This window comes from Bradyrhizobium sp. PMVTL-01, assembly GCF_051861855.1.
Lineage (GTDB): Bacteria > Pseudomonadota > Alphaproteobacteria > Rhizobiales > Xanthobacteraceae > Bradyrhizobium.
The window spans coordinates 1,171,928-1,192,544 of record NZ_CP193982.1; the positions used below are offsets into that span (position 1 = coordinate 1,171,928).

26 protein-coding genes are annotated in these 20,617 nt (G+C 65.9%); 15 read left to right on the top strand and 11 right to left on the bottom strand.

The window, feature by feature from the left end; translation table 11 throughout:
• The first annotated feature begins 100 nt into the window (after positions 1–100).
• The 4 genes from ACRQ5Q_RS05515 (at position 101) to ychF (ending at position 3,051) form a co-directional block, all read left to right on the top strand.
• Positions 101–352 carry an accessory factor UbiK family protein gene (locus ACRQ5Q_RS05515; protein ID WP_018648337.1) on the top strand — a complete coding sequence of 84 codons (252 nt, stop codon included), beginning with the start codon at positions 101–103 and terminating at the stop codon, positions 350–352.
• Positions 353–558: 206 nt separating this feature from the next.
• Positions 559–1,284: a 50S ribosomal protein L25/general stress protein Ctc gene (locus ACRQ5Q_RS05520; protein WP_439396393.1), complete on the top strand. Its 726-nt coding sequence runs from the start codon at positions 559–561 to the stop codon at positions 1,282–1,284.
• Positions 1,285–1,342: 58 nt separating this feature from the next.
• Positions 1,343–1,948, top strand: coding sequence for an aminoacyl-tRNA hydrolase (pth, locus tag ACRQ5Q_RS05525; RefSeq protein ID WP_439371098.1), 606 nt, complete (start codon positions 1,343–1,345; stop codon positions 1,946–1,948).
• Between the two features lie 5 nt (positions 1,949–1,953).
• A complete protein-coding gene (gene ychF, locus ACRQ5Q_RS05530) occupies positions 1,954–3,051 on the top strand; it encodes a redox-regulated ATPase YchF (protein ID WP_439371097.1) in 1,098 nt (365 codons plus the stop codon).
• A gap of 231 nt (positions 3,052–3,282) precedes the next feature.
• On the opposite strand, the gene ACRQ5Q_RS05535 is transcribed toward ychF, so the two are convergent.
• Positions 3,283–3,579 carry a DUF4282 domain-containing protein gene (locus ACRQ5Q_RS05535; protein ID WP_028176656.1) on the bottom strand — a complete coding sequence of 99 codons (297 nt, stop codon included), beginning with the start codon at positions 3,577–3,579 and terminating at the stop codon, positions 3,283–3,285.
• Positions 3,580–3,746: 167 nt separating this feature from the next.
• Here ACRQ5Q_RS05535 and ACRQ5Q_RS05540 point away from each other — a divergent pair, with 167 nt between their 5' ends.
• From ACRQ5Q_RS05540 to ACRQ5Q_RS05550, 3 genes are all read left to right on the top strand, one after another.
• Positions 3,747–4,199, top strand: coding sequence for a MaoC family dehydratase (locus ACRQ5Q_RS05540; protein WP_439371095.1), 453 nt, complete (start codon positions 3,747–3,749; stop codon positions 4,197–4,199).
• On the top strand, positions 4,199–4,678 hold the full coding sequence (locus ACRQ5Q_RS05545; protein WP_439396395.1) for a MaoC family dehydratase: 480 nt from the start codon (positions 4,199–4,201) through the stop codon (positions 4,676–4,678). Before ACRQ5Q_RS05540 ends, ACRQ5Q_RS05545 begins: the two co-directional genes overlap by 1 nt.
• Before the next feature lie 290 nt (positions 4,679–4,968).
• Positions 4,969–5,115 (top strand): hypothetical protein, encoded by a 147-nt coding sequence (locus tag ACRQ5Q_RS05550; RefSeq protein ID WP_165424826.1) that lies wholly within the window; start codon positions 4,969–4,971, stop codon positions 5,113–5,115.
• A 35-nt stretch (positions 5,116–5,150) separates the two neighbouring features.
• Here the strand turns inward: ACRQ5Q_RS05550 and ACRQ5Q_RS05555 are convergent, their stop codons facing one another.
• The 4 genes from ACRQ5Q_RS05555 to ACRQ5Q_RS05570 form a co-directional block, all read right to left on the bottom strand.
• Positions 5,151–5,288, bottom strand: a complete 138-nt coding sequence (locus tag ACRQ5Q_RS05555) for a hypothetical protein (protein WP_439371093.1) — start codon at positions 5,286–5,288, stop codon at positions 5,151–5,153.
• A gap of 302 nt (positions 5,289–5,590) precedes the next feature.
• Positions 5,591–6,010, bottom strand: a complete 420-nt coding sequence (locus ACRQ5Q_RS05560; RefSeq protein ID WP_439371091.1) for a hypothetical protein — start codon at positions 6,008–6,010, stop codon at positions 5,591–5,593.
• 353 nt (positions 6,011–6,363) lie between these two features.
• The gene (locus ACRQ5Q_RS05565) at positions 6,364–7,284 is read right to left on the bottom strand and encodes a hypothetical protein (protein WP_439396397.1); all 921 of its coding nucleotides are present in this window, start codon (positions 7,282–7,284) and stop codon (positions 6,364–6,366) included.
• 266 nt (positions 7,285–7,550) lie between these two features.
• The gene (locus tag ACRQ5Q_RS05570; protein ID WP_439371088.1) at positions 7,551–7,991 is read right to left on the bottom strand and encodes a nuclear transport factor 2 family protein; all 441 of its coding nucleotides are present in this window, start codon (positions 7,989–7,991) and stop codon (positions 7,551–7,553) included.
• A 300-nt stretch (positions 7,992–8,291) separates the two neighbouring features.
• Here ACRQ5Q_RS05570 and ACRQ5Q_RS05575 point away from each other — a divergent pair, with 300 nt between their 5' ends.
• Both ACRQ5Q_RS05575 and ACRQ5Q_RS05580 read left to right on the top strand, forming a co-directional pair.
• Positions 8,292–8,534 (top strand): hypothetical protein, encoded by a 243-nt coding sequence (locus ACRQ5Q_RS05575; RefSeq protein WP_439371086.1) that lies wholly within the window; start codon positions 8,292–8,294, stop codon positions 8,532–8,534.
• 138 nt (positions 8,535–8,672) lie between these two features.
• On the top strand, positions 8,673–9,059 hold the full coding sequence (locus tag ACRQ5Q_RS05580; RefSeq protein WP_439371084.1) for a hypothetical protein: 387 nt from the start codon (positions 8,673–8,675) through the stop codon (positions 9,057–9,059).
• An 84-nt stretch (positions 9,060–9,143) separates the two neighbouring features.
• On the opposite strand, the gene uvrB is transcribed toward ACRQ5Q_RS05580, so the two are convergent.
• The 4 genes from uvrB to ACRQ5Q_RS05600 form a co-directional block, all read right to left on the bottom strand.
• Entirely contained in the window at positions 9,144–12,098 is a 2,955-nt protein-coding gene (uvrB, locus tag ACRQ5Q_RS05585; protein WP_439396399.1) for an excinuclease ABC subunit UvrB, read from the bottom strand.
• Positions 12,099–12,202: 104 nt separating this feature from the next.
• The gene (locus ACRQ5Q_RS05590; RefSeq protein WP_439371082.1) at positions 12,203–12,436 is read right to left on the bottom strand and encodes a hypothetical protein; all 234 of its coding nucleotides are present in this window, start codon (positions 12,434–12,436) and stop codon (positions 12,203–12,205) included.
• A 39-nt stretch (positions 12,437–12,475) separates the two neighbouring features.
• Positions 12,476–12,700 carry a hypothetical protein gene (locus ACRQ5Q_RS05595; RefSeq protein ID WP_439371080.1) on the bottom strand — a complete coding sequence of 75 codons (225 nt, stop codon included), beginning with the start codon at positions 12,698–12,700 and terminating at the stop codon, positions 12,476–12,478.
• Between the two features lie 114 nt (positions 12,701–12,814).
• Entirely contained in the window at positions 12,815–13,732 is a 918-nt protein-coding gene (locus ACRQ5Q_RS05600) for a LysR substrate-binding domain-containing protein (protein ID WP_439371078.1), read from the bottom strand.
• A gap of 314 nt (positions 13,733–14,046) precedes the next feature.
• Here ACRQ5Q_RS05600 and ACRQ5Q_RS05605 point away from each other — a divergent pair, with 314 nt between their 5' ends.
• From ACRQ5Q_RS05605 to ACRQ5Q_RS05615, 3 genes are all read left to right on the top strand, one after another.
• A complete protein-coding gene (locus ACRQ5Q_RS05605; RefSeq protein ID WP_439371076.1) occupies positions 14,047–14,826 on the top strand; it encodes a TSUP family transporter in 780 nt (259 codons plus the stop codon).
• Positions 14,823–15,053 carry a hypothetical protein gene (locus ACRQ5Q_RS05610; RefSeq protein WP_439371075.1) on the top strand — a complete coding sequence of 77 codons (231 nt, stop codon included), beginning with the start codon at positions 14,823–14,825 and terminating at the stop codon, positions 15,051–15,053. Before ACRQ5Q_RS05605 ends, ACRQ5Q_RS05610 begins: the two co-directional genes overlap by 4 nt.
• A gap of 131 nt (positions 15,054–15,184) precedes the next feature.
• Positions 15,185–15,883 (top strand): glutathione S-transferase family protein, encoded by a 699-nt coding sequence (locus ACRQ5Q_RS05615; RefSeq protein ID WP_439371073.1) that lies wholly within the window; start codon positions 15,185–15,187, stop codon positions 15,881–15,883.
• Between the two features lie 77 nt (positions 15,884–15,960).
• Here ACRQ5Q_RS05615 and ACRQ5Q_RS05620 read toward each other — a convergent pair whose 3' ends face one another.
• Positions 15,961–16,167, bottom strand: coding sequence for a cysteine-rich CWC family protein (locus ACRQ5Q_RS05620; protein WP_439371072.1), 207 nt, complete (start codon positions 16,165–16,167; stop codon positions 15,961–15,963).
• Between the two features lie 114 nt (positions 16,168–16,281).
• On the opposite strand from ACRQ5Q_RS05620, the gene ACRQ5Q_RS05625 reads away from it, so the two are divergent.
• The 3 genes from ACRQ5Q_RS05625 to ACRQ5Q_RS05635 all read left to right on the top strand — a co-directional run bounded on the left by ACRQ5Q_RS05625 (position 16,282) and on the right by ACRQ5Q_RS05635 (position 19,656).
• Positions 16,282–17,841, top strand: coding sequence for a DUF1800 domain-containing protein (locus ACRQ5Q_RS05625; RefSeq protein WP_439396401.1), 1,560 nt, complete (start codon positions 16,282–16,284; stop codon positions 17,839–17,841).
• Between the two features lie 2 nt (positions 17,842–17,843).
• On the top strand, positions 17,844–19,061 hold the full coding sequence (locus tag ACRQ5Q_RS05630; RefSeq protein ID WP_439371069.1) for a DUF1501 domain-containing protein: 1,218 nt from the start codon (positions 17,844–17,846) through the stop codon (positions 19,059–19,061).
• Positions 19,062–19,332: 271 nt separating this feature from the next.
• The gene (locus ACRQ5Q_RS05635) at positions 19,333–19,656 is read left to right on the top strand and encodes an antibiotic biosynthesis monooxygenase family protein (RefSeq protein WP_439371067.1); all 324 of its coding nucleotides are present in this window, start codon (positions 19,333–19,335) and stop codon (positions 19,654–19,656) included.
• Between the two features lie 16 nt (positions 19,657–19,672).
• Here the strand turns inward: ACRQ5Q_RS05635 and ACRQ5Q_RS05640 are convergent, their stop codons facing one another.
• Positions 19,673–20,614: an aldo/keto reductase gene (locus ACRQ5Q_RS05640; protein ID WP_439396403.1), complete on the bottom strand. Its 942-nt coding sequence runs from the start codon at positions 20,612–20,614 to the stop codon at positions 19,673–19,675.
• Between the last annotated feature and the right edge of the window lie 3 nt (positions 20,615–20,617).

Genomic DNA, 20,617 nt, shown 5'->3' on the forward strand with positions numbered 1-20,617 from the left:
CAAGGATACCGCCGCTTCGCTCTTGAACCGGCCCGATCGGATTGCCATTGTCTTTCGAACGTTCGCGCAAAGTTTATCTCGAGGCCGCCAGGAGACCGACATGACCCAGACCAGCAACCGGTTTTTCGACGAGATCGGCCGCCTCATGAACGACGCCGCCGGTGCGGCCCAGGGCGTCAAGCGCGAGTTCGACACGGTGATGCGCACCCAGGCGGAAAAATTCCTGCGCGACATGGACCTCGTCAAGCGCGAGGAGTTCGAGGCGGTCAAGGATATGGCGCGCCTCGCGCGCGAGGAGAACGAGGCCCTGAAGGCGCGCATCGCGGCGCTCGAGGCCAAGCTGGGCGGGTAGGGCTACTCACCCTCCAGGGCCATCCAGGGGAGGGTAAGAAGGATAGGAAACCCGGGGCTATCAGCCCATTCGCCTTGTCATTTCCGCATCTTCCGGGTAAAAGCCCGCCACGTCCGCGGCCCCCGCACCCCTGGAGGCTTGCTGCGGACGCTGCCATGGGCCGCCTTGCGGCCCATTAACTTTTGCAAAAACAAGGACTTAACGACATGGCGACGACCGTCAAGGAATTGAAGGCGACCGCACGTCCGAAGAGCGGCAAGGGGGCCGCCCGGGCTGAGCGTCGCGCCGGGAGAGTGCCCGGAGTGATCTATGGCAACAACCAGCCCCCCGTCACGATCTCGATCGAAGATCGTGAACTGCGCCAGCGCATCCTCGCCGGCCGGTTCCTGACCACGCTGGTCGACATCGATCTCGAGGGCAAGAAGCACCGCGTGATTCCGCGCGACTACCACCTCGATCCGGTCAAGGACTTCCCGATCCATGTCGACTTCATGCGGCTCGGCGAAGGCGCCACCATCCGCATCAGCGTTCCCCTTCACGTGGTGAAGGCGGAAGGCTCCCCGGGCGTGAAGCGCGGCGGCACCGTCAACATCGTGGCCCACGCCATCGAGCTCGAATGCGGCGTCGAGAGCATCCCGCAGTACATCGAGGCCGATGTCGGCTCGCTCGAAATCGGTCACTCGCTCCACCTGTCGGACATCAAGCTGCCCGCCGGCGTGAAGGCGCTGACCCGCGAGGACGCGACCCTCGTCACCATCGTGCCGCCGTCCGGCTACGCCGAAGAGCAGAAGGCTGCTGCTGCGGCCGCGGCTGGTGGCGCGGCTCCGGCTGCGGGCGCTGCTGCTCCGGCGGCTGGCGCTGCTGCTCCGGCGGCTGGTGCTGCTGCTCCGGCGGCTGCCAAGGCTCCCGCCGGCGGCGACAAGAAGAAGTAATCTCTCAAGGCTGGCGCGCGGTTCCTGACCGCGCGCCGAGCGAGGGGCGCGCCGCGTCATGCGACTCTTTGTTGGGCTCGGCAATCCCGGCGCGAAATACGCACGTAACCGGCACAATATCGGCTTCATGGCCGTCGACGAGATCGCGCGGCGTCACAGCTTCTCGCCGTGGCGCCGCCGCTTTCAGGGCGAGACGTCGGAAGGTGCGCTCGGCACCGAGCGCGTGATCCTGCTCAAGCCCACGACCTACATGAACGACTCCGGTCGCTCGGTGCAGGAGGCGGCGAGCTTCTTCAAGATCGCTCCGGGCGACGTCACCGTCTTTCACGACGAGCTCGAACTGCCGCCGGGCAAGGTGCGGGTGAAGATCGGCGGCGGCATCGCCGGCCATAACGGCCTGCGCTCGATCTCGGCGCATATCGGTAACGACTACCGCCGGGTGCGGCTCGGGATCGGTCATCCCGGCGTCAAGGAACTGGTCCACGGCCACGTGCTGTCGGACTTCGCCAAGGCCGACAACGAATGGGTGGCGACGCTCTGCGACGCGGTCGCCGAGCATGCCGCACTGATCGCCAAGGGCACGGACGCGACCTTCGCCAACAGGGTGCATCTGGCCATGCAGGCGAAGGGATTTTTGACCAAGGACGAGAACGGCAAGGAATAACGCTCGTGGGATTTAAATGCGGGATCGTCGGATTGCCCAATGTCGGCAAGTCGACCTTGTTCAATGCGCTGACCGAGACGGCTGCGGCGCAGGCCGCGAACTATCCGTTCTGCACCATCGAGCCGAATGTCGGCGAGGTCGCCGTCCCCGATCCGCGCCTCGACAAGCTTGCGGCCATCGCCAAGTCGGGCCAGATCATCCCGACCCGGCTGACCTTCGTCGACATCGCCGGCCTCGTGCGCGGCGCTTCCAAGGGCGAAGGGCTCGGCAACCAGTTCCTCGCCAACATCCGCGAGGTCGACGCGATCGCGCATGTCGTGCGGTGTTTCGAAGACTCCGACATCACCCATGTCGAGGGCAAGATCGCCCCGCTCGCCGATATCGAGACCATCGAGACCGAGCTGATGCTCGCCGACCTCGACAGCCTCGAGAAGCGCGTCGACAACCTCACCAAGAAGGCCAAGGGCAACGACAAGGACGCCAAGGAACAGCTGGACCTCGTCAACCGGACGCTGGTGCTGCTGCGCGAGGGCAAGCCCGCGCGCCTCGTCGAGCGCAAGGCGGAGGAGGAGCGCGCCTTCGCGATGCTCGGCCTGTTGTCGTCAAAGCCCGTGCTCTATGTCTGCAACGTCGAGGAAGGCTCGGCTGCGACCGGCAACGCGTTCTCCAAGGCGGTCGAGGAGCAGGCGGCGAAGGAGGGCGCGGTTGCCGTCGTCATCTCCGCCAAGATCGAATCCGAGATCGCGACGATCTCACGTGAAGAGCGCGCGGACTTCCTGGAGACGCTGGGCCTTGAGGAGGCCGGGCTCGATCGCCTGATCCGCGCCGGTTACTCGCTGCTCCATCTCATCACCTATTTCACGGTGGGTCCGAAGGAAGCGCGCGCCTGGACCATCCATCGCGGCACCAAGGCGCCGGGAGCTGCTGGCGTGATCCACACCGACTTCGAGAAGGGTTTTATCCGCGCCGAGACGATCGCCTATGACGACTACGTCGCGCTCGGCGGCGAAGCCGGCGCCCGCGATGCCGGCAAGCTCCGCCTCGAAGGCAAGGAATACGTCGTCGCCGACGGCGACGTGATGCATTTCAGGTTTAATACGTAAGCCGGATCTGTCATTCCGCGGCGCGCCTCTTGGCGCGAGCCATGGTGCGCAATTGCGCACCTGAGAAGATTCATCCACTTGTTCTGAGGCCCGATGGATGCCGGGTTGTGCGCGCCCTCGGAATGACGTGCTAAAGCGCGATGGGATTGGGATGAATCGTCATCGCGCTTTAGGTTGTCGTTCGCGCATGATCTTTCCGGAAAACCGCTTCGCACTTTTCCGGATCATGCTTTAGCGTATCCCGCCGCCCTGGTCCCGGATCGCGCCGAGATGCTCGTTGATGCGGAAGACGATCAGGATCAGCTCGGCGACGATGCGCGAGAACACGATCCCGACCACGACGCTCGCGATCGACGACAGCAGCACCAGGAAGCCGCCGAACGGGCTGATCGCCATTGCAGCCAGCCCTGAGAAGATGCCGGAGAGGCCGAACAGGCAGATCAGCGCGATCACCAGCCAGTAGAAAGTCTTGATGATCGTCGGCGTGATGAAGCGGTCCCATTGGAACAGGTCGCTGAATGAAAACATTGCTCTCCCCAAGGCAAATCGGGACTTCAAATCGCGTTTCGGCCGTCGATCGATCCGACTCAAATCAACGCAGATCCGCCGTATGTAGCACGAGCCATGCGGGCCGGCGGGTTGAGATTGCCGCAAAGTGCGGCCACAATCTGTCATTCCCGCAAAGCTTTCCCAAGATGACCCTGACCTTCGAAGATTTTCCGCCCGGCCGGTTCGGAACGTTCGGCCCGCGCCATGTCACCCGTGACGAGATCCTGGCCTTCGCCGCCGAGTTCGATCCGCAGCCCATGCACCTCGACGAGGAGGCAGCGGCTAAGAGCATGCTGCGCGGCCTGTCCGGCTCGGGCTGGCACCTCTGCTCGCTGATGATGCGGATGATGGCCGACGGTTTCATCACCCGCGCGGCTTCGCTCGGCTCGCCGGGCGTCGACGAGGTGCGCTGGCTCTCGCCCTTGCGGCCCGGCGACGATCTCACGCTCGACGTGGACGTGCTGGAGGCGCGGGTCTCCAAGAGCCGCCCCGGGCTCGGCATCGTCAAGTTCAAATGCGCCGTGCGCAACGCCGCAGGACAGGTGCTTGCCGAAATGACTTCGCCGATCCTGATCAAGCGGCGCGAGGGAGCGGCCTGATGCGGTTCTTCGAAGACATCGCGATCGGACAGCGCCGGGAGATCGGCACCTATACGTTCACGGCGGAGTCCATCAAGTCATTCGCCGCCAAATTCGATCCGCAGCGCTTTCACCTGGACGAGGAGGAGGGCAAGAACTCGCTGTTCGGCGGGCTCGCCGCCTCGGGCTGGCATGTCGGCTCGGCCTGCATGAGCCTGCTTGTCGCCGACGGCCAGCGTCTGGCGCGCGAGGCTGCTTCGCGCGGCGAGGAGGTCGCGGTCTGGGGCCCGTCGCCGGGCTTTCGCGACCTGCGCTGGATCAGGCCAGTGCTCGCAGGCGACACCGTCTCTTACGTCAACGAAGTCCTCGACAAGCGCACCTCCGCCTCGCGTCCCGGCTGGGGCATTTTGACGGCCCGCACCACCGGCACCAACCAGCGCGGCGAGGAGGTCTACTCCATCATCGCGAGCGCCTTCGTGCCGCTGCGGAAGAGCGCGTAGTTTGGAATAGGTCAAGGCGAGCTCTCCTTCTTCTCCCCTTGTACGAGGGGCGAGGGCGCAGCAAAACGCATCTCGCCGGCTGCATCTCTCAGAGCAGGGAAGGGGGAACATCCGCCGAATTGGTGCCAACTGTGGCCCGCGCGCTATGGACGCTATTCGGACCGGCTGCCATAAGCCTGCGCAACATGGTTACCGCGAAGCAATTGCCGGAACCATCAAGTTGCTAACCAATTATGAACCTGTCGCTGTCTATTTGAAACGAATAGACAGAAGGACAGGGGACGAGGACCATGGCTGACCGCGGCGCACTCAAGTTTGTTGGATTTATCTTTGCGACCGCGACGCTGGCCGTGATGCTGGTCGCCGGCATGGTGGTGAAGGGCTATGCCGACGGCGCCTACACCCTGGAAGCTTCGACCGTCGACGCTGACCGGTAACGGTCTGTTAACGTCCCAGGGCCCGCGGCCCCGCCTCAGCGACTATAGACGAACGCCAGCACCGCGATCGCAATCGCCAGCAATCCGACAAAGCGCAGCATGATCGTGCCGAACTGGCTCGGCGCGGGCCGCAGCGGTATGGGGTCCGTGGTGTCGGGCCGAATGCTTTCCATCTGACATGTCCCCTGAGCCCGGCCGTGGCGGCACGGGCGCCTGGCATTGGTCGCCGGGAGGGGACGGAGGGTTCAACAGGTGGGCTCCTCGCCTCGCCCCCCGCTTGCGGGGAGAGGCCGACGCGCGAAAGCGCGGCGGGTGAGGGGAGACTCTCCGCGAGTCTGTCTATCACCGTCCTTGTGGAGACTCCCCCCTCCCCGCAAGCGGCCGCAAGCGGGGAGAGGGAGGAAACACCGCCACAATCAAAACCGCCGCGCCCACTTCCGGGAACGCGGCGGCCAATGATGCGTCGTGCTGGTGATCAGCTGTTGCGAAGGCCGTCGGCGGCGCGCTTCCACTGCGCGACGTTGTCGGCGATCATGCGGGTCGACTTCATCGCGGCCTGGCTGAGCTGGGCGTAGCCGGAGATCTCGCGCTGGACGCGCTGGCCCTCGGCATGCAGCAGGTCACGCAGGCTCTCGAGCTCGGAGATCAGGTTCTCGATCTCGGCGAGCGAGGTGCCGGCGACGCGCTGGATCAGCGAGTTGACGTTGGTGACGGTGGCCTCGGCGCTCGCATCGAGCGGCGGCGCGTCGGTGCCCGAGGCAGGACGGCGCAGATAGGCGATGTCGTTGCGGACGAAATCGCGAATGCCGGCCTCGACCTCGGAGACCGCGGCGAGATTGGTGTCGACCGTCTCAGTCTCGGTGGCTTCGATCTTTTCCGGACGGATGGCGTTCATCGTTGTTCCCCTGTTCGCGTTGAGCGCAGCGCGAGTGTCCCCCGCACGACGATGTCTGTAAGGCAGCCCGCATCAGGGCGTCTGATTTTGACAGCAAAGGGGCCGAGATGCGGCAAGGGGGGACCATTCGGGGGTTTTGCCGTGGCGTATGGTTAGGGGAGTGTGAATGGCGGCTGCGGCGAGGTGAAGCTCGTAGTCAGGTTCGGCGGTCTTCTCCCTCGCCCCGCTCGGAGGGTGGGTGAGGGGGAGTCTCCGCGGGACGGTGACAGAGGAGTTCGCGGAGAGTCCCCCCTCACCCGGAATTTGCTCGCGCAATTCCGGCCTCTCGCCGCAAGCGGTGAGAGGCGAAGAACTCACCAGCTCTTTTTGAATCCGGCCGTCACGCTCTTGTTGATGGCGCCTTGCGAGGTTTCGCCGACTGAGCCGGAGACGGTGACGTTGTCGAACAGCTTTTGCTCGGCGCCGAGCTTGCGCAGCCATTTGTCGTCCGTGGTCGACAGCGTCTGGCCCGCGGTGATGCTGGTGCCGGTGTCGGTGATGGTGACCCTGGCGGACTGGTCGGTCTCGTAATTGCGCGTGATGTGGCCGCCGATGCCGGGGACGGCAGTGGTGCCCTGCTGGTTGACGCTGTAGCCGTTCTGCAGCGTCAGCTGTGTGTCGCCCGACAGCGGCACCGACTTGGTCAACGACGCCCCGATCTTGCTCTGGTCGGTGCCGGGATCGACACGGGCCTCCACCGCGGTCTTGTCCCAGATCACCCCCGCGCCCGGCGCGGTCGCGGTCGCCCAGGCGCTGCCGGAGGATTGCGGCAGGCTGCCGCCATTGGCGGCCTTCTGGGCCAGCAGCTCGGACATCGTCCTGGGCTCGCTCGCCACCGTCATGTCGGCGCCGATCCGCGTATCCCAGAACTCGAACACCGACTGCTTCACCGTCACCGCCGAGGAGCCGTTGGCGTTGGCGTTCGACGACCAGTTCAGTCCGCTATTGGCCGCGGCCTGTGCGCGCTTCTTGGCGGCGATGATGTCGTTGAGCGTGCCGGCGTCGACGGCGAGCTGGCTCCAGTCGAGCTTGTCGACGTCGATGCTCTTCATAACGTCGGGATCGTTGGCGCTGGGAACCTCCGCCGTCTCCGCCTCCTCGTCGTCGGACGCTGCGGCCGGGCCGGGGGAGAAGGGCGGGATGATCTGCGCCGAGACCGTCAGCGCCGATCCCAGGATCAACGCGGCCGCCAGCACCGGCAGCCTCGCCCAGCCAAAACCCGTCGAGAATTGCATCGTCCTGCCCGCAAACCCCAGCGCATGCTATTCCCAATATATAGGGTCCTTCTGCAATGCGCTATTCCGCGCGGAGCATGCTCACCTATCGTTGCGAAATTGTGACGACTCGCCTCGCGACGCCGGAGGACGCGAACCAACGGGCCGCGCGAAAGGCGCGCGCCCGATGACGGCTGGCCTGCGACGGCATCCGGCGGGGCTGGAGGCCAGGACGTCGCGGTCGCCTTGTCATCGGTCCCGGAATGCGGGGCCCGTTGGCGTCCCCCTCAGCCGACGCTGGTCATCTTCGGCAGATGAATGGCGCGGCCGAGTGCCTGCTCGACCAGGTCGAAGGTGTCGATCAGCACCCGCATGCTGACGAGCCTGCCCGCCCTGAACTGGGCGAACTGCGCCACGCGCAAGGAGATCGGCTTGTTGGTATCGAGCGCCGTCAGCGAATAGCGCAGCATCGAGGCGGCGGAATCGACGCCCAGCATGATGCTCTCCCGGTCGAAGCGGCGGACCTGGAAATTGTCGGCGAGCTGGCGGATGACGTCGAGCACGGCGTCCTTGCCTTGGCGCGCGCCGAGGAACGGAAACATGTCGATCGGGCCGTAGAGCGCCCACTCGACGTCCTCGTCGATCAGGGCCTCGATATCCTCGAAATGCCGGTCGTTGATCGCACGGTGCAATGCGCGCGAGAAACGCCAGAGGCTGTGCTCTGTCATTTGGGCAGTCCTGACGCTGGCTTGCAGAAAAAACGGAAAACAACCCCATGCACCGTCAAGGTGCGCCGGGGCGCTCAACTCATTTGTGTGCGAACGAAATAGCCGATTTCGGCCAAAACTCAATTCACGTTTTTGCAAGGCACAATTGACTGCGCTTTGTGAGATTTACAACAGAACCCCGTAATCTACCGGTCCCCGTGGACGGCGGGTTGCCGACGCGTCTTGCCGGGTGTCGCGCAAGGGAACCTGGATCCGTTCACGCCCGTTGATGTCGGGACACCGCATCCGGGACATCGATCCATGAAAGCCACGCTTCTCGCCGTCACCGCCGCGCTCCTCATGCTAGGCGCGAGTTCCGCCGCCAACGCCAAGGGCTGCATCAAGGGCGCCGTCGTCGGCGGCGTCGCCGGCCACTATGCCGGCCATCATGGCATGTTAGGGGCCGCTGCCGGCTGTCTCTACGGCAGGCATCACGCGAAGGAACAGGAGAGGCAGCGCCAGCAACAGCAACAGAGCCAGATGAACGGGCAGGGGAAGCTGTAGCGCGACACAGCATCCGCATCGGCAGGCTGCCCCCTCTCCCCGCAGGCGGGGAGAGACGAAGCACCGGCGTGACCCATCTCACGTCACCCCGCCGGCACCGCGGCTAACGTCATCCCCATGTCATCAGGGAGACGTGCCATGGCCGCCACCGCCGCCGCGAGAAAGTCCCGCCTGCACAACGCGCTCGAAGGCCTCGCGCTCACTGCGACGCTGCAGAGCTTCCCGAGCTTCGCCACCGCCGCCTTCCTGCTCAAGCTCGTCGGCAACCACGACCTCGTGGGCGACCCCGGCGTCGCCATCTTCGTCGCGGTTGCCTCGATGCTGCATGCAATGCTCGCGGTCACCCTCGGCCCGAGCTTTCCCGCCGTCTTCAAGACCGTCTACGAGCCGAAGTTCTTCGAGGCCCATCTGTCGCTCTCCGACAAGATCACGGCCTGGCGCACCCAGCCCGCCGCCTCGCTCCAGCTCATGACCATCGTGCTGCTGCTGTCGGTGATGGCCGTGGTGACGGCGAGCGTGGGGTGAGGGGAGATCCCTCCATTCGTCATTCCGGGGTGCCAAAAGGCGGCGAGCCCGGAAGCCATGGTCACGACGAGCGCGGATGCGCCCCTACCTTTTCTTCCACCCCCCGCGGCGCCCTGGCGCCCCACCCGTCGACTTCGGCGCCGGCCCGAACTCCGGACCCGACTGCCGCGAGTCCGTCGGCTGGATGATCCTGCTCGTGCTGCCGAACGGCTTTGACGGCAGGCTCGGGCTGGCGCGGTAGGGCAGGGATTCCGGGCCGTGCATCTCGTCGAGATGCGGCTTGTGCACGCGGGAGCCCTTGCCGCCGCCGGCCTTGAGCGCCGTTGCGACGCTCTTGTTCTTCATGGCGCTGACGGGAAGGTTGGCGGCGTCGCCGTACTTCTTCGCGCCGGCATAAGCGCCGGCCTTGCCTGCAACAGTGCGCTGTTTCGCGGTGGGATCGTCGACCACCGCAAGCTCAGTCGCGCGCAGGCGCTTGACCTCGTCGCGCAGGCGGGCGGCTTCCTCGAAGTTCAGATCGGCGGCGGCCTCGCGCATCCTCGTCTCGAGATCGGCCAGCACGGCCTCGAAATTGTGACCGATCGAGATGACGTCGTCGGTCATGTCGTGGCCGCCGACCTCGACCAGCACGTGGTCGCGCTCGTAGACCGAATTGAGAATGTCGCCGATCTGCTTCTTCACGCTCTCCGGCGTGATGCCGTTGGCGTTGTTGTACTCGACCTGCTTCTCGCGGCGGCGGTTGGTCTCGGCGATGGCGCGCTCCATCGAGCCCGTCATCTGGTCGGCATAGAGGATCACCTTGCCGTCGACGTTGCGCGCGGCGCGGCCGATGGTCTGGATCAGCGAGGTCTCGCTGCGCAGGAAACCCTCCTTGTCGGCATCGAGGATCGCGACCAGCGCGCATTCGGGGATGTCGAGGCCTTCGCGCAGCAGGTTGATGCCGACCAGCGCGTCGAACGCGCCGAGGCGGAGGTCGCGGATAATCTCGATGCGCTCGATGGTGTCGATGTCGCTATGCATGTAGCGGACGCGGATGCCCTGCTCATGCAAGTATTCGGTGAGGTCCTCCGCCATGCGCTTTGTGAGAACCGTGATCAGCGAGCGATAACCGGCCTGGGCTGTGGCACGGACCTCGCCGACGAGATCGTCGACCTGGGTGCGGGCAGGGCGAATATCAACGGGAGGATCAATAAGTCCGGTCGGTCGAATGACCTGCTCGACGAACACGCCGCCGCTCTCGTTCAGCTCCCAGCCGCTCGGCGTCGCCGAAACCGCGATCGTCTGCGGCCGCATCATGTCCCACTCCTCGAAGCGCAAGGGGCGGTTGTCCATGCAGGAGGGCAGGCGGAAGCCGTATTCGGCCAGCGTCGCCTTGCGGCGGAAGTCGCCGCGGAACATGGCGCCGATCTGCGGAATGGTGACGTGGCTTTCGTCGGCGAAGATCAGCGCGTTGTCGGGAACGTATTCGAACAGCGTCGGCGGCGGCTCGCCGGGGCGGCGGCCGGTGAGATAGCGCGAATAGTTCTCGATGCCGGCGCAGCTCCCCGTCGCCTCCATCATCTCGAGGTCGAAGGTGGTGCGCTGCTCCAGCCGCTGCGCTTCCAGCAGGCGGCCCTGGTTGTTGAGCTGGTCGAGCCGCTGCTTCAGCTCCGATTTGATCGACTTGATCGCTTGCACCAGCGTCGGGCGCGGCGTCACATAGTGCGAGTTGGCGTACATCTTGATGAATTCGAGCTCGTCCTGCTTGTGGCCGGTGAGCGGATCGAACTCCTCGATGGCCTCGATGGTGTCGCCGAACAGGTTCACGCGCCAGGCGCGGTCTTCATAGTGCGCCGGGAAGATGTCGATCACATCGCCGCGCACCCGGAAGGTGCCGCGGGTGAAATCGGCCTGGGTGCGCTTGTACTGGAGCGCGACGAGGTCCGCGATGAGCTGGCGCTGGTCGATGCGCTCGCCCTTCTTCAGCGCGAAGGTCATCGCGGTGTAGGTCTCGACCGAACCGATACCGTAGATGCAGGACACCGACGCCACGATGATGACGTCGTCGCGTTCGAGCAGCGCGCGCGTCGCCGAGTGGCGCATGCGGTCGATCTGCTCGTTGATGGACGAATCCTTCTCGATATAGGTGTCGGTGCGCGGAACGTAGGCTTCGGGCTGGTAGTAGTCGTAGTACGAGACGAAATACTCGACGGCGTTGTCGGGGAAGAAACTCTTGAACTCGCCATAGAGCTGGGCGGCGAGCGTCTTGTTCGGCGCCAGGATCAGCGCCGGGCGCTGCGTCGCCTCGATCACCTTGGCCATGGTGTAGGTCTTGCCGGAGCCGGTGACGCCCAGCAGCACCTGCGAGCGGTCATTGCGCTCGATGCCCTCGACCAGCTCCTTGATCGCGGTCGGCTGGTCACCCCTGGGCTCGTAGGATGATTTGATCTCGAAGCGCACGCCGCCTTCGGACTTTTCCGGCCGCGGCGGGCGGTGCGGCGTCCACACTTTCATGGAGCCGTCGTCCTTGCGGAACTCCGGGCGGCCCTCGCGGATCAGCGACTCCAGCGCCTCCGCAGTCGCCTTGACGCCGAGCGCCTCCATCTTGTTGCGCGGCGGACGCGCCAGCGCTTCCGCGTCATCCTCTTCGGTGGGAAGTCCGAGCTGACGGGCCAGTTCCGGATCGAGCGTCGGGATCGTCGCGGTGGTGCCGTAATTGGCCTGCGGCGCTTCATCAAAACCTTCGGTCGATGCACGCGCCCCCGGCGGCTGCGGATTGGGCCGCAGCGGCATCGGTCGCGTCATATCCTGCGGAAACTCCTTCGGCGTCGAGGCGCGCGCGCGATGCGCGGCGGCCTCGCCCCCGGCGCGGCGGTCGCGCGAATTGTCCGGCGGCGGCTGCAGGCCGGTGCCCGAGCCAAGCCCGGCGTCGCCGCGATTGATCGCGGGATTGAGCAATTCGGCCAGCGCCGGCCCGATCGGCTGCACATCAGGGCGGTGCGCTTTCGAGTTCGGGGCCTTGGATTTGGGGGATTTCGGGGGAGCAGGTTTCTTCGCCATGTGGCGAATATGGGACGAGTCCGCCGCTCAATAAAGGGCGAATGACCCGCCACGCTCAGGCTGCTGACAGCAGGTTGGCAGCAGCCCGTGGCCGATACCTGCGCTCACGCCGCAGGCAGCGGTCCGTCGTCATCCTCGACCGCCTGGCGCGGCTTCAGGACGTCGAGATGAATGCCGCCGCAATCGGTGCACCGCATGGTCCAGTACTCACATCCGGCGCGGCCGCCGATCACGCGGACCACCGTGAGTTCGCCGTCGCAGTCCGGGCATTTCGACAGCACCGACCGGGCGTAGGTTCGGGCCAGCGGCTGGGTCTCTTCGATCTCGATAGACGACATCACGGGTTCCTGGTTGCGCGCCGCGCTGTGCTGAAAGGCCTATTCGTCGCCCCTGGCGGCGCGCCGGCGGAAGCGATCGATGTGATGCTTGGCGTCGGCGATCGCGGCATCGCGATCGGGCCAGGCGAAGCCGACTTCCATGGCCGGAAACAGCACGCCGTCGATGGCAACCGGGCTGAAATCGGCGCGCCGGATGCGGGCGTGCCACAGTCCCTTGCCAGCTTCGAAGGATTCGATGTCAAAGCCGTCGTAGAGGGTCGTCATTGCTAGTCCCCAAAGTGGTCCGTAAGTGTCTTTTTGGAGGGTCAGGAGACCACGTTTGCCGACTCTGGGATGTGAAGCCGTTCACAAGATGCCGGCTTTTTTGCCGGTGTGGCGTCAGTTCCGCGCGGAACTGCGGCTGGACCGCCGGAGGGGACGGGCGGTGGGTTCCGATGCCGCGCGCATGATCCAGCGGCGGAACGCGGCAAAGTCGCGCTGTTCGGTCTGGAAGCTGCGATAGAGCAGGTACCAGCGCATGCCCTTGGGCACGGAGAGGTCGAACGGAGCGACCAACCGTCCAGCGGCGAGATCGTCGTCGATATAGGGCCGGATGCCCATGGCGATGCCGAGCCCGTCGGCGGCGGCCTGCAGTGCCTGGCCATAGAACTGGAACTGCGGCCCGCGCGCGTTGATGCGCGGCAGGTTCGCGGCCTTCAGCCAGATCGGCCAGTCCTCGGGCGAGTGCGCGACGCGGATCAGGCTGGGTCCCCGGAGATCGGCCGGCCGCTTCAATGAGGCGGCGAGACGGGGCACGCAGACCGGCGTGAGATCGCCGGCAAACAACGGCTCGGCGACGAGGCCGGGCCAGTCGCCGGTGCCGAGCTTGATGCCGCAATTCCAGTCCTCGCCGAACGGCACCAGGGCGCCGCCGGTGGTGAAGCGCACCTCGATGTCGGGCTCCTCGCTGCGAAACTCCGACAGCCGCGGGATCAGCCAGCGCATCGCAAAGGTGTGGCCGACGCCGATGGTGAGCACGCGCACGCTGGAAGGCGCCGTCACCTGCGCGGTGAGGCTTGCGAGCGCATCGAAGATCGGGGTCAGCCCGCTTTGATACGCGCGGCCGGCCTGCGTCAGCACCAGGCGGTTGGCCTTGCGCTCGAACAGGGCGACGCCGAGCCGCTCTTCCAGGAGATGCACCATGCGACTGACGGCGGCTGCCGACACGCTGAGTTCGAGCCCGGCCGCAGCAAAGCTGCCTGTCCGCGCCGCCGCCTCGAATGCCTTGATGCCGTTGAGAAACAGCAGCCGCCGCAAATGCCCGACCCTCAGGAAAGCTGATGCCAGGGCAAGATAACTCAGTTTGCGAAGACGCGGCAAGCGAGGCAGAAGAATGACCGTAATTCCAAGTTGATTGACCGGGAGGCGCCGTTGCCTTCGCCTCTCCCCGCCTGCGGGGGGAGCCCGGAATTTGCGGCAGCAAATTCCGGGTGAGGGGGACTCTCCGCGAGTCCAACTGTCACCGTTCCCGCGGAGACTCCCTGACCCCACCCCTCTCCCCGCAAGCGGGGCGAGGGAGTGAAACAGCGTGCGTCCCTGACTATGCGTGCCCGCGGAAGGAGATTCCCCTCGTGACGCCCATCATGATCGCTGCCCTTGGATTGCTGATGGTCGCAACCGCATTCCTGTCGGGGCTGTTCGGCATGGCGGGCGGGCTGATCCTGATCGGGGTGCTGCTGGCCCTGATGCCGCTGCCGACCGCGATGGTGCTGCATGCGATCACGCAGATGGCCTCGAACGGCTGGCGCGCGTTCCTGTGGCGGGCGCATATCCGCTGGCGGCCGGTCGCGAACTACATGGTCGGTGCTGCCATTGCGCTCGCCGCCTGGTCCATCACCCGCTACGTGCCGGACAAGCCGACGGCCCTGCTCCTGCTCGGCATCACCCCCTTCATGGCACGGCTGTTGCCGTCAGACATCAAGCCGGATCCCGACAGGCTCTGGCAGGGCACTGTCTATGGGACGATCTGCATGGGCCTGATGCTGATGACCGGCGTGTCGGGGCCGTTGCTCGACACCTTCTTCCTGGGCGGCGACTTTGGCCGGCGCGAGAAGGTCGCGACGAAAGCGATGTGCCAGCTCGTCAGCCATTTCACCAAGCTGGTCTATTTCGGCGGCATCATCGACCAGGCCGCGAGCCTCGATCCCGTGCTCGCCGGCGTCGCGATCGCAGCCTCGATGCTCGGCACCACGCTGGCGCGGCGCATCCTCGAAGCCATGACCGACCAGCAATTCATCGCCTGGTCGAACAAGCTGATCACCACCATCGCCTGCTATTATATCGCCTATGGCGGCTGGCTCCTGGTTCGCACGCCGGTGCTGGCCGCTTTCGAAAAGGGAGGTTTGCAATGAGCTGTAACGCCGATCCGCTGGTGCTGGACTTCGTCGAATGGATCGCGCGCGAACCGCGCGCCTATGCCGAGGTGATTTCGACCTGGAAGACCTCGTGCCCGCGCCTCACCATCTGGGAAGACGCCGCTGAGCGCGGCTACGTGGCGCGCGAGACGCTGCCCGGTGTCGGACTGGTCATCGCGGTGACGGAAGGCGGCGAGAGGCTGCTGCGCACCAACGGGCGGTGATGCACGCTGCCGCCTCCACATCGTCATTGCGAGCGCAAGCGAAGCAATCCAGAATGTCTCCGCGACGGCAGTCTGGATTGCTTCGTCGCAAGAGCTCCTCGCAATGACGGAGCATGAGGAGCCTGCCAGCCATGTCACTCAAACTGTTCGAGCTCGTCGGCACCGACGCCGCACGCCCCTTCAGCCCCTATTGCTGGCGCACGCGGATGGCGCTGGCGCACAAGGGTCTGTCGGCGGAGACGGTGCCCTGGCGCTTCACCCAGAAGAGCGCGATCGCGCCGCACGGCTCGGAGAAAGTCCCGGTGCTGCTGCATCACGACAGGCCGATCGTCGATTCCTGGACCATCGCGAACTATCTCGAGGACAATTTTTCGGACCGCCCGTCACTGTTCGGCGGCGAGGGCGGCCGCGCCATGGCGCGCATGATCAACGCGTGGGGCGACATCGCGATCGTCGGCGGCATCTTTCCGCTCATCATCGCCGACATCCCGAAGAATCTGGCCGAGGTGGATGCCGCCTATTTCCGCAAGTCCCGCGAGGCGCGCTTCGGCGGCAAGACTCTCGAGGAGATCATGGGGAGCCGCGATGCCGGCGTGATCGCATTCCGCAAGTCGCTGGAGGTGATGCGCCAGACGCTCAAGACGCAGCCGTTTCTCGGCGGGCAGGCACCGAACTATGCCGACTACATCGTGTTCGGCGGATTCCAGTGGGCGCGCGTGGTGAGCCCGTTCAAGCTGCTGGAGACGGACGATCCGGTCTATGCCTGGCGCGGGAAACTGCTGGATGCCTTCGACGGCATGGCGCGGAAGTCGCCGGGATTTGCGGTGTAGCTGTCGGGCACACTCGCTCTCCAACGTCGCCCTGGTTTCGCCGGGACGACACGGGAGAATATGGCTGCGTGTCGCATCTAACCAGCAGCGCTCGCCTCTGCAGCCTTGCGCAGACATGCCCGGCACAGGCAATCCTCGCCCTTGACCGGCATCGGCAGGCGCTCGGTTTCCTCCGCGCACCAGCAATCGCCGGACAGATCGCAGCCGAATTCGCTGCCGCAGCGGGAGCAGATGAGGCGGCGCGGAAGTGCCGGCGCTGACGGCATTTCTTTCGGAATTGTCATGATTTACGCCGAAGCTTCGCCGTCATTTTCATGTCGGGTTCATCTGTTGCTGCGCTATATTATGCGCAGCGCACGCATCAGGAAAGCGGTTGGCAATCCGCGAAGGACAAATCGATGGCACGCGATTCGCAAGCCGCCCTCGTTGCGCTCAACCGCTTCGGCTTCGGTGCCCGCGGTGGTGCATCGGGTGATCTCATCAACGCGGCCTCCGATCCGCGCGGCTTCGTGAAGGCGGAACTGGCCCGTCCCAATGGCGTGCTGCTCGAGGCGCCGGGGCTGCAATCGACGCCGCAGCTCGGGCAGGCGGTGTTTGCCTATCAGGAGCAGGTCAAGCAGGCGCGCGAGGCTGCCAAGGAAACTGGCAAGGCCGCTGAGACGCCGCCGCAGGCGCCGGCCGATCAGAAGCCCGCTTTGCGCCGCAACCTTTCACTCAATGCAGCCGCGACCGAGATCGCCGGCCAGATGGCGGAGGCGAAGCCTGCCGACACGATGGCGAAGCCGGAAACGATGCAGCCGAGCGCGGCCACGCCGCCGGCGGCAAAGCCCGCGCCGCAGCCGCTCAACGTGATCCAGAAGACCTTTCGCGCCGAGGCGCTGGCGCGCCTGCAGCGCGCGACGCTGGTCGAATGCGGCTTCACCGAGCGTCTCGTCGTGTTCTGGTCCAATCATTTCTGCATCTCCGCCAGCAAGGGCGAGCTGGCGCGGATCTGGGCCGGTGCGTTCGAGCGCGAGGCGATCAGGCCGCACGTGCTCGGCCGTTTCGCCGACATGCTGAAGGCGGTCGAGCAGCATCCGGCGATGTTGTTCTTCCTCGATAACCAGCAATCGCTCGGCCCTGACTCGCGCGCCGGGCAGAACCGCAAGCGCGGGCTGAACGAAAATCTCGCGCGCGAGATCATGGAGCTGCATACGCTTGGCGTCGGCGGTGGCTACACGCAGGAGGACGTCACCTCGCTCGCGCGTATCATCACCGGCTGGACCTATGCCGGTCGGCAAGGGCAGCTCGGCACACCCGGCTCGTTCGTGTTCAACGCCAATGCGCACCAGCCCGGGCCGCAAATGCTGCTCGGCAAGACCTATGAGCCGAGCGGCCTTGCGCAGGGCGAGGCTGCGCTCGCCGACATCGGGCGTCATCCCTCGACCGCGAATTTCATCGCGACCAAGCTCGTCCGCCATTTCGTCGCAGATGAGCCCCCGCCCGCGCTCGTGGCGCGGCTGCGCGATGTCTTCGTCAGGACCGACGGCGATCTCAAGGCGATTGCGACGGCGCTGGTCGATGCCGACGAGGCCTGGAAAGCGCCGCTGACCAAGATGCGCAGCCCTTACGATTTCCTGGTCGCGAGCGGCCGGCTGCTCGCGCGCGTGCCCGAGGATCCCGGCGCGTATCTGAACAATCTCAACCTGCTGGGACAGCCGCTGTGGTCGCCGGCAGGGCCCAACGGTTTCCCCGACACCAGCGCCGCCTGGGCCGCGCCTGAGGGCATGAAGCTGAGGCTCGACATCGCCGCCCAGATGGGCGCGCGGCTCGGCAACAACATCGATCCGCTCGACCTCTTGGAGTTCGCAGCAGCCGACGCGGCCTCGATCGAAACGCGCCGCACCATCGAACGCGCGGAGTCGCGCCAGCAGGCGCTGGCGCTGCTGCTGATGTCGCCGGAAATGCAGAGGAGATGAAGATGATCGACTGCATCGAGAACCGGCTCCTCACCTCGCGCCGCGGGCTCCTGCTCGGCGGCGCCTCGTTCGCGGCGTGGGCTTACCTGCCGAAATTCGCGCGCGCCGCCGACGGACGTGATCCCAGATTGATCGTGGTGATCCTGCGCGGCGCGCTCGACGGGCTCTCGACCGTCGCGCCGCTCGGTGACCCCGACTACGCCGGCCTGCATGGCTCGATCGCGCTCACGGCCGATGGCGCACATCGCGCGATCATGCTCGACTCGTTCTTCGCGCTGCATCCGGCGATGCCGGAGTTCGCGCGCATGTATCGCGACCGGCATGCCGCGGTGATCCATGCGGTGGCGACGCCCTATCGCGACCGCTCGCATTTCGACGGCCAGGACGTGCTCGAAAGCGGCTATGCCGGCCCGGGTCGCGTGCAGTCCGGCTGGCTCAACCGTGCGCTGGAGGCGCTGCCGCGCGGCGAGCGCGTGTCGAGCGGCCTTGCGGTCGGGCCGACCACGTCGCTGGTGCTGCGCGGCAATGCGCCGACCGTGGGCTGGGCGCCGGTCGCGCTGCCGCAGGCCGACGACGACACCGCGATGCGGCTCGTCGAGCTCTATCGCCACCGCGATCCCGCGCTGGCGGCGGCGCTGTCGCAAGGCCTTCAGCTCGACAAGGCCGCTGTTGGCGACGACATGAAGGCGAAGGGCGGCAATCAGGTTGCGCAGATGCGGCAAGTGGCCCGGGGCGCGGCCAAGCTGATGGCGGCCGACGACGGCCCGCGCATCGCCGCGCTCGCCTTCGACGGCTGGGACACGCACGCCAATGAGGGCGGCCCTGTCGGGCGTCTCGCCTTCCTGCTCGGCGGTCTCGACGGCGCGCTCGCCGAATTCGAGAGCGGTCTGGGCGAGCGCTGGCGCGACACCGTCGTCGTCGTCGCCACCGAGTTCGGCCGCACTGCGCGCATCAATGGCACCGACGGCACCGATCACGGCACCGGTACCATCGCGCTGCTCGCCGGCGGCGCCGTGAAAGGCGGCCGCGTCATCTCGGATTGGCCGGGCCTCAAGCTCGCGAACTTGTACGAGGCCCGCGACCTCAAGCCCACGACGGACCTGCGCGCGGTGATCAAGGGCGTGCTGCAGGACCAGTTCGGCCTGTCGGATCGCGTGCTGGCGGAGACGGTGTTTCCGGACAGCGCGAGCGTGCGGCCGATGAAGGGATTGGTTACATAACCTCTCCCCGCCCTTCTGCGGGGAGAGGTCGGATCGCCCCGGCGATGCGCAGCATCGTCCGGCGCGATCCGGTTGAGGGGCAGGGCACACTGTTGCCAAGAGGGCCGTGTTTCCGACTCCCACATTGACCGTGCGTGCGCCACGCAGTTCGCCTACAATCGACGCCGAATGGGCGGAGACGGCCCCTCACCCCACCCTCTCCCCGCAAGAGCGGCGAGGGAGTGTGAGGGCGATGCGTCCCTTACAATTCCGGATCAGGAGAGACCACCGCATGTACATCGCCATGAACCGCTTCCGCGTCGCCAAGGGCTCCGAGTCCGCCTTCGAGCAGGTCTGGCTGACCCGCGACACTCATCTGGACAACGTGCCGGGCTTTGTCGAATTCCATCTGCTGCGCGGGCCGGAAGCCGAGGACCACACGCTCTACGCCTCCCACACCGTGTGGGCCAACCACGCGGCCTTCGAGGCCTGGACCAAGTCGGAGGCGTTTCGCGCCGCGCATCACCGCGCCGGCGACAACAAGCCGCTTTATCTCGGCCATCCCCAGTTCGAGGGTTTTGAAGTCATGCAGACGGTGGGGCGCGGCGCGAAGTAGCGCCGCCCTTTACACTTCAGCCCAAGGTGATCCTGTCGATCTCGGCCATCTCGTCGGCGCTGAGTCTCCAGGCGATCGCCTTGACGTTCTCCTCGATCTGTTCGACGCGGGTCGCACCGGCAATCACGCTCGAGACTTGCGGGCGCGCGGCGAGCCAGGAAAAGGCGAGCTGCAGCATCGAATGGCCGCGCGCTTTCGCAAAGGCCTGGAGCTTCTCGACGATGTCCTCGTTGCGCGGCGTGACGTAGCGGTCGCGCAGCCGCGGCACCTTGCCGAAGCGGGTGTCGGCAGGCGCGACCTCGCCCTTCCTGTATTTGCCGGTCAACAGACCGCTTGCGAGGGGGAAGAACGGCAACAGCCCGAGCTTGTATTCCGTCGCGGCCGGCAGCAGGTCCTTCTCGATGTCGCGTACGAGCAGGGAATATTCGTCCTGGCACGAGACGAAGCGGCTGACATTCATCGCGCGTGCGACGTACTCGGCTTCCGCGATCCGCCAGGCCGGAAAGTTCGAATTGCCGATGTAGCGGACCTTGCCCTGGCGGACGAGATCGTCGAGCGCGCGCAGGCTCTCCTCGATCGGGGTCAGCGGGTCGTAGTCGTGCTGCTGGTAGAGATCGATGTAATCGGTCTTCAGCCGCTTCAGGCTCGCCTCCACGGCCTCCATGATGTAGCGGCGCGAGGCGCCCTGCCTGGTGCCATCCTCGGCCATGGGCTTGGCGTATTTCGTCGCCAGCACGATGTCCTTGCGGCGATCGCCCAGCATGGTGCCGAGCACGGTCTCCGAGCCGCCCATGTTCGAATAGATGTCGGCAGTGTCGAACAGCGTGATGCCGAGGTCGAGCGCGCGATGGATGACCTTGCGCGAGGTCTCGAGGTCGGTGCGCTGGCCGAAATTGTTGCAGCCGAGCCCGACCGCGGACACGCGTAGTCCGGAGGCGCCGAGATTGCGAATTTCCATGAA

Coding starts and splice junctions, on each gene's coding strand:
- ACRQ5Q_RS05515 (WP_018648337.1), top strand. CDS start 101: ATGACCCAGACCAGCAACCGGTTTTTCGACGAGATCGGCCGCCTCATG.
- ACRQ5Q_RS05520 (WP_439396393.1), top strand. CDS start 559: ATGGCGACGACCGTCAAGGAATTGAAGGCGACCGCACGTCCGAAGAGC.
- pth (WP_439371098.1), top strand. CDS start 1,343: ATGCGACTCTTTGTTGGGCTCGGCAATCCCGGCGCGAAATACGCACGT.
- ACRQ5Q_RS05535 (WP_028176656.1), bottom strand. CDS start 3,579: ATGTTTTCATTCAGCGACCTGTTCCAATGGGACCGCTTCATCACGCCG.
- ACRQ5Q_RS05540 (WP_439371095.1), top strand. CDS start 3,747: ATGACCCTGACCTTCGAAGATTTTCCGCCCGGCCGGTTCGGAACGTTC.
- ACRQ5Q_RS05545 (WP_439396395.1), top strand. CDS start 4,199: ATGCGGTTCTTCGAAGACATCGCGATCGGACAGCGCCGGGAGATCGGC.
- ACRQ5Q_RS05550 (WP_165424826.1), top strand. CDS start 4,969: ATGGCTGACCGCGGCGCACTCAAGTTTGTTGGATTTATCTTTGCGACC.
- ACRQ5Q_RS05555 (WP_439371093.1), bottom strand. CDS start 5,288: ATGGAAAGCATTCGGCCCGACACCACGGACCCCATACCGCTGCGGCCC.
- ACRQ5Q_RS05560 (WP_439371091.1), bottom strand. CDS start 6,010: ATGAACGCCATCCGTCCGGAAAAGATCGAAGCCACCGAGACTGAGACG.
- ACRQ5Q_RS05565 (WP_439396397.1), bottom strand. CDS start 7,284: ATGCAATTCTCGACGGGTTTTGGCTGGGCGAGGCTGCCGGTGCTGGCG.
- ACRQ5Q_RS05570 (WP_439371088.1), bottom strand. CDS start 7,991: ATGACAGAGCACAGCCTCTGGCGTTTCTCGCGCGCATTGCACCGTGCG.
- ACRQ5Q_RS05575 (WP_439371086.1), top strand. CDS start 8,292: ATGAAAGCCACGCTTCTCGCCGTCACCGCCGCGCTCCTCATGCTAGGC.
- ACRQ5Q_RS05580 (WP_439371084.1), top strand. CDS start 8,673: ATGGCCGCCACCGCCGCCGCGAGAAAGTCCCGCCTGCACAACGCGCTC.
- uvrB (WP_439396399.1), bottom strand. CDS start 12,098: ATGGCGAAGAAACCTGCTCCCCCGAAATCCCCCAAATCCAAGGCCCCG.
- ACRQ5Q_RS05590 (WP_439371082.1), bottom strand. CDS start 12,436: ATGTCGTCTATCGAGATCGAAGAGACCCAGCCGCTGGCCCGAACCTAC.
- ACRQ5Q_RS05595 (WP_439371080.1), bottom strand. CDS start 12,700: ATGACGACCCTCTACGACGGCTTTGACATCGAATCCTTCGAAGCTGGC.
- ACRQ5Q_RS05610 (WP_439371075.1), top strand. CDS start 14,823: ATGAGCTGTAACGCCGATCCGCTGGTGCTGGACTTCGTCGAATGGATC.
- ACRQ5Q_RS05615 (WP_439371073.1), top strand. CDS start 15,185: ATGTCACTCAAACTGTTCGAGCTCGTCGGCACCGACGCCGCACGCCCC.
- ACRQ5Q_RS05620 (WP_439371072.1), bottom strand. CDS start 16,167: ATGACAATTCCGAAAGAAATGCCGTCAGCGCCGGCACTTCCGCGCCGC.
- ACRQ5Q_RS05625 (WP_439396401.1), top strand. CDS start 16,282: ATGGCACGCGATTCGCAAGCCGCCCTCGTTGCGCTCAACCGCTTCGGC.
- ACRQ5Q_RS05630 (WP_439371069.1), top strand. CDS start 17,844: ATGATCGACTGCATCGAGAACCGGCTCCTCACCTCGCGCCGCGGGCTC.
- ACRQ5Q_RS05635 (WP_439371067.1), top strand. CDS start 19,333: ATGTACATCGCCATGAACCGCTTCCGCGTCGCCAAGGGCTCCGAGTCC.
- ACRQ5Q_RS05640 (WP_439396403.1), bottom strand. CDS start 20,614: ATGGAAATTCGCAATCTCGGCGCCTCCGGACTACGCGTGTCCGCGGTC.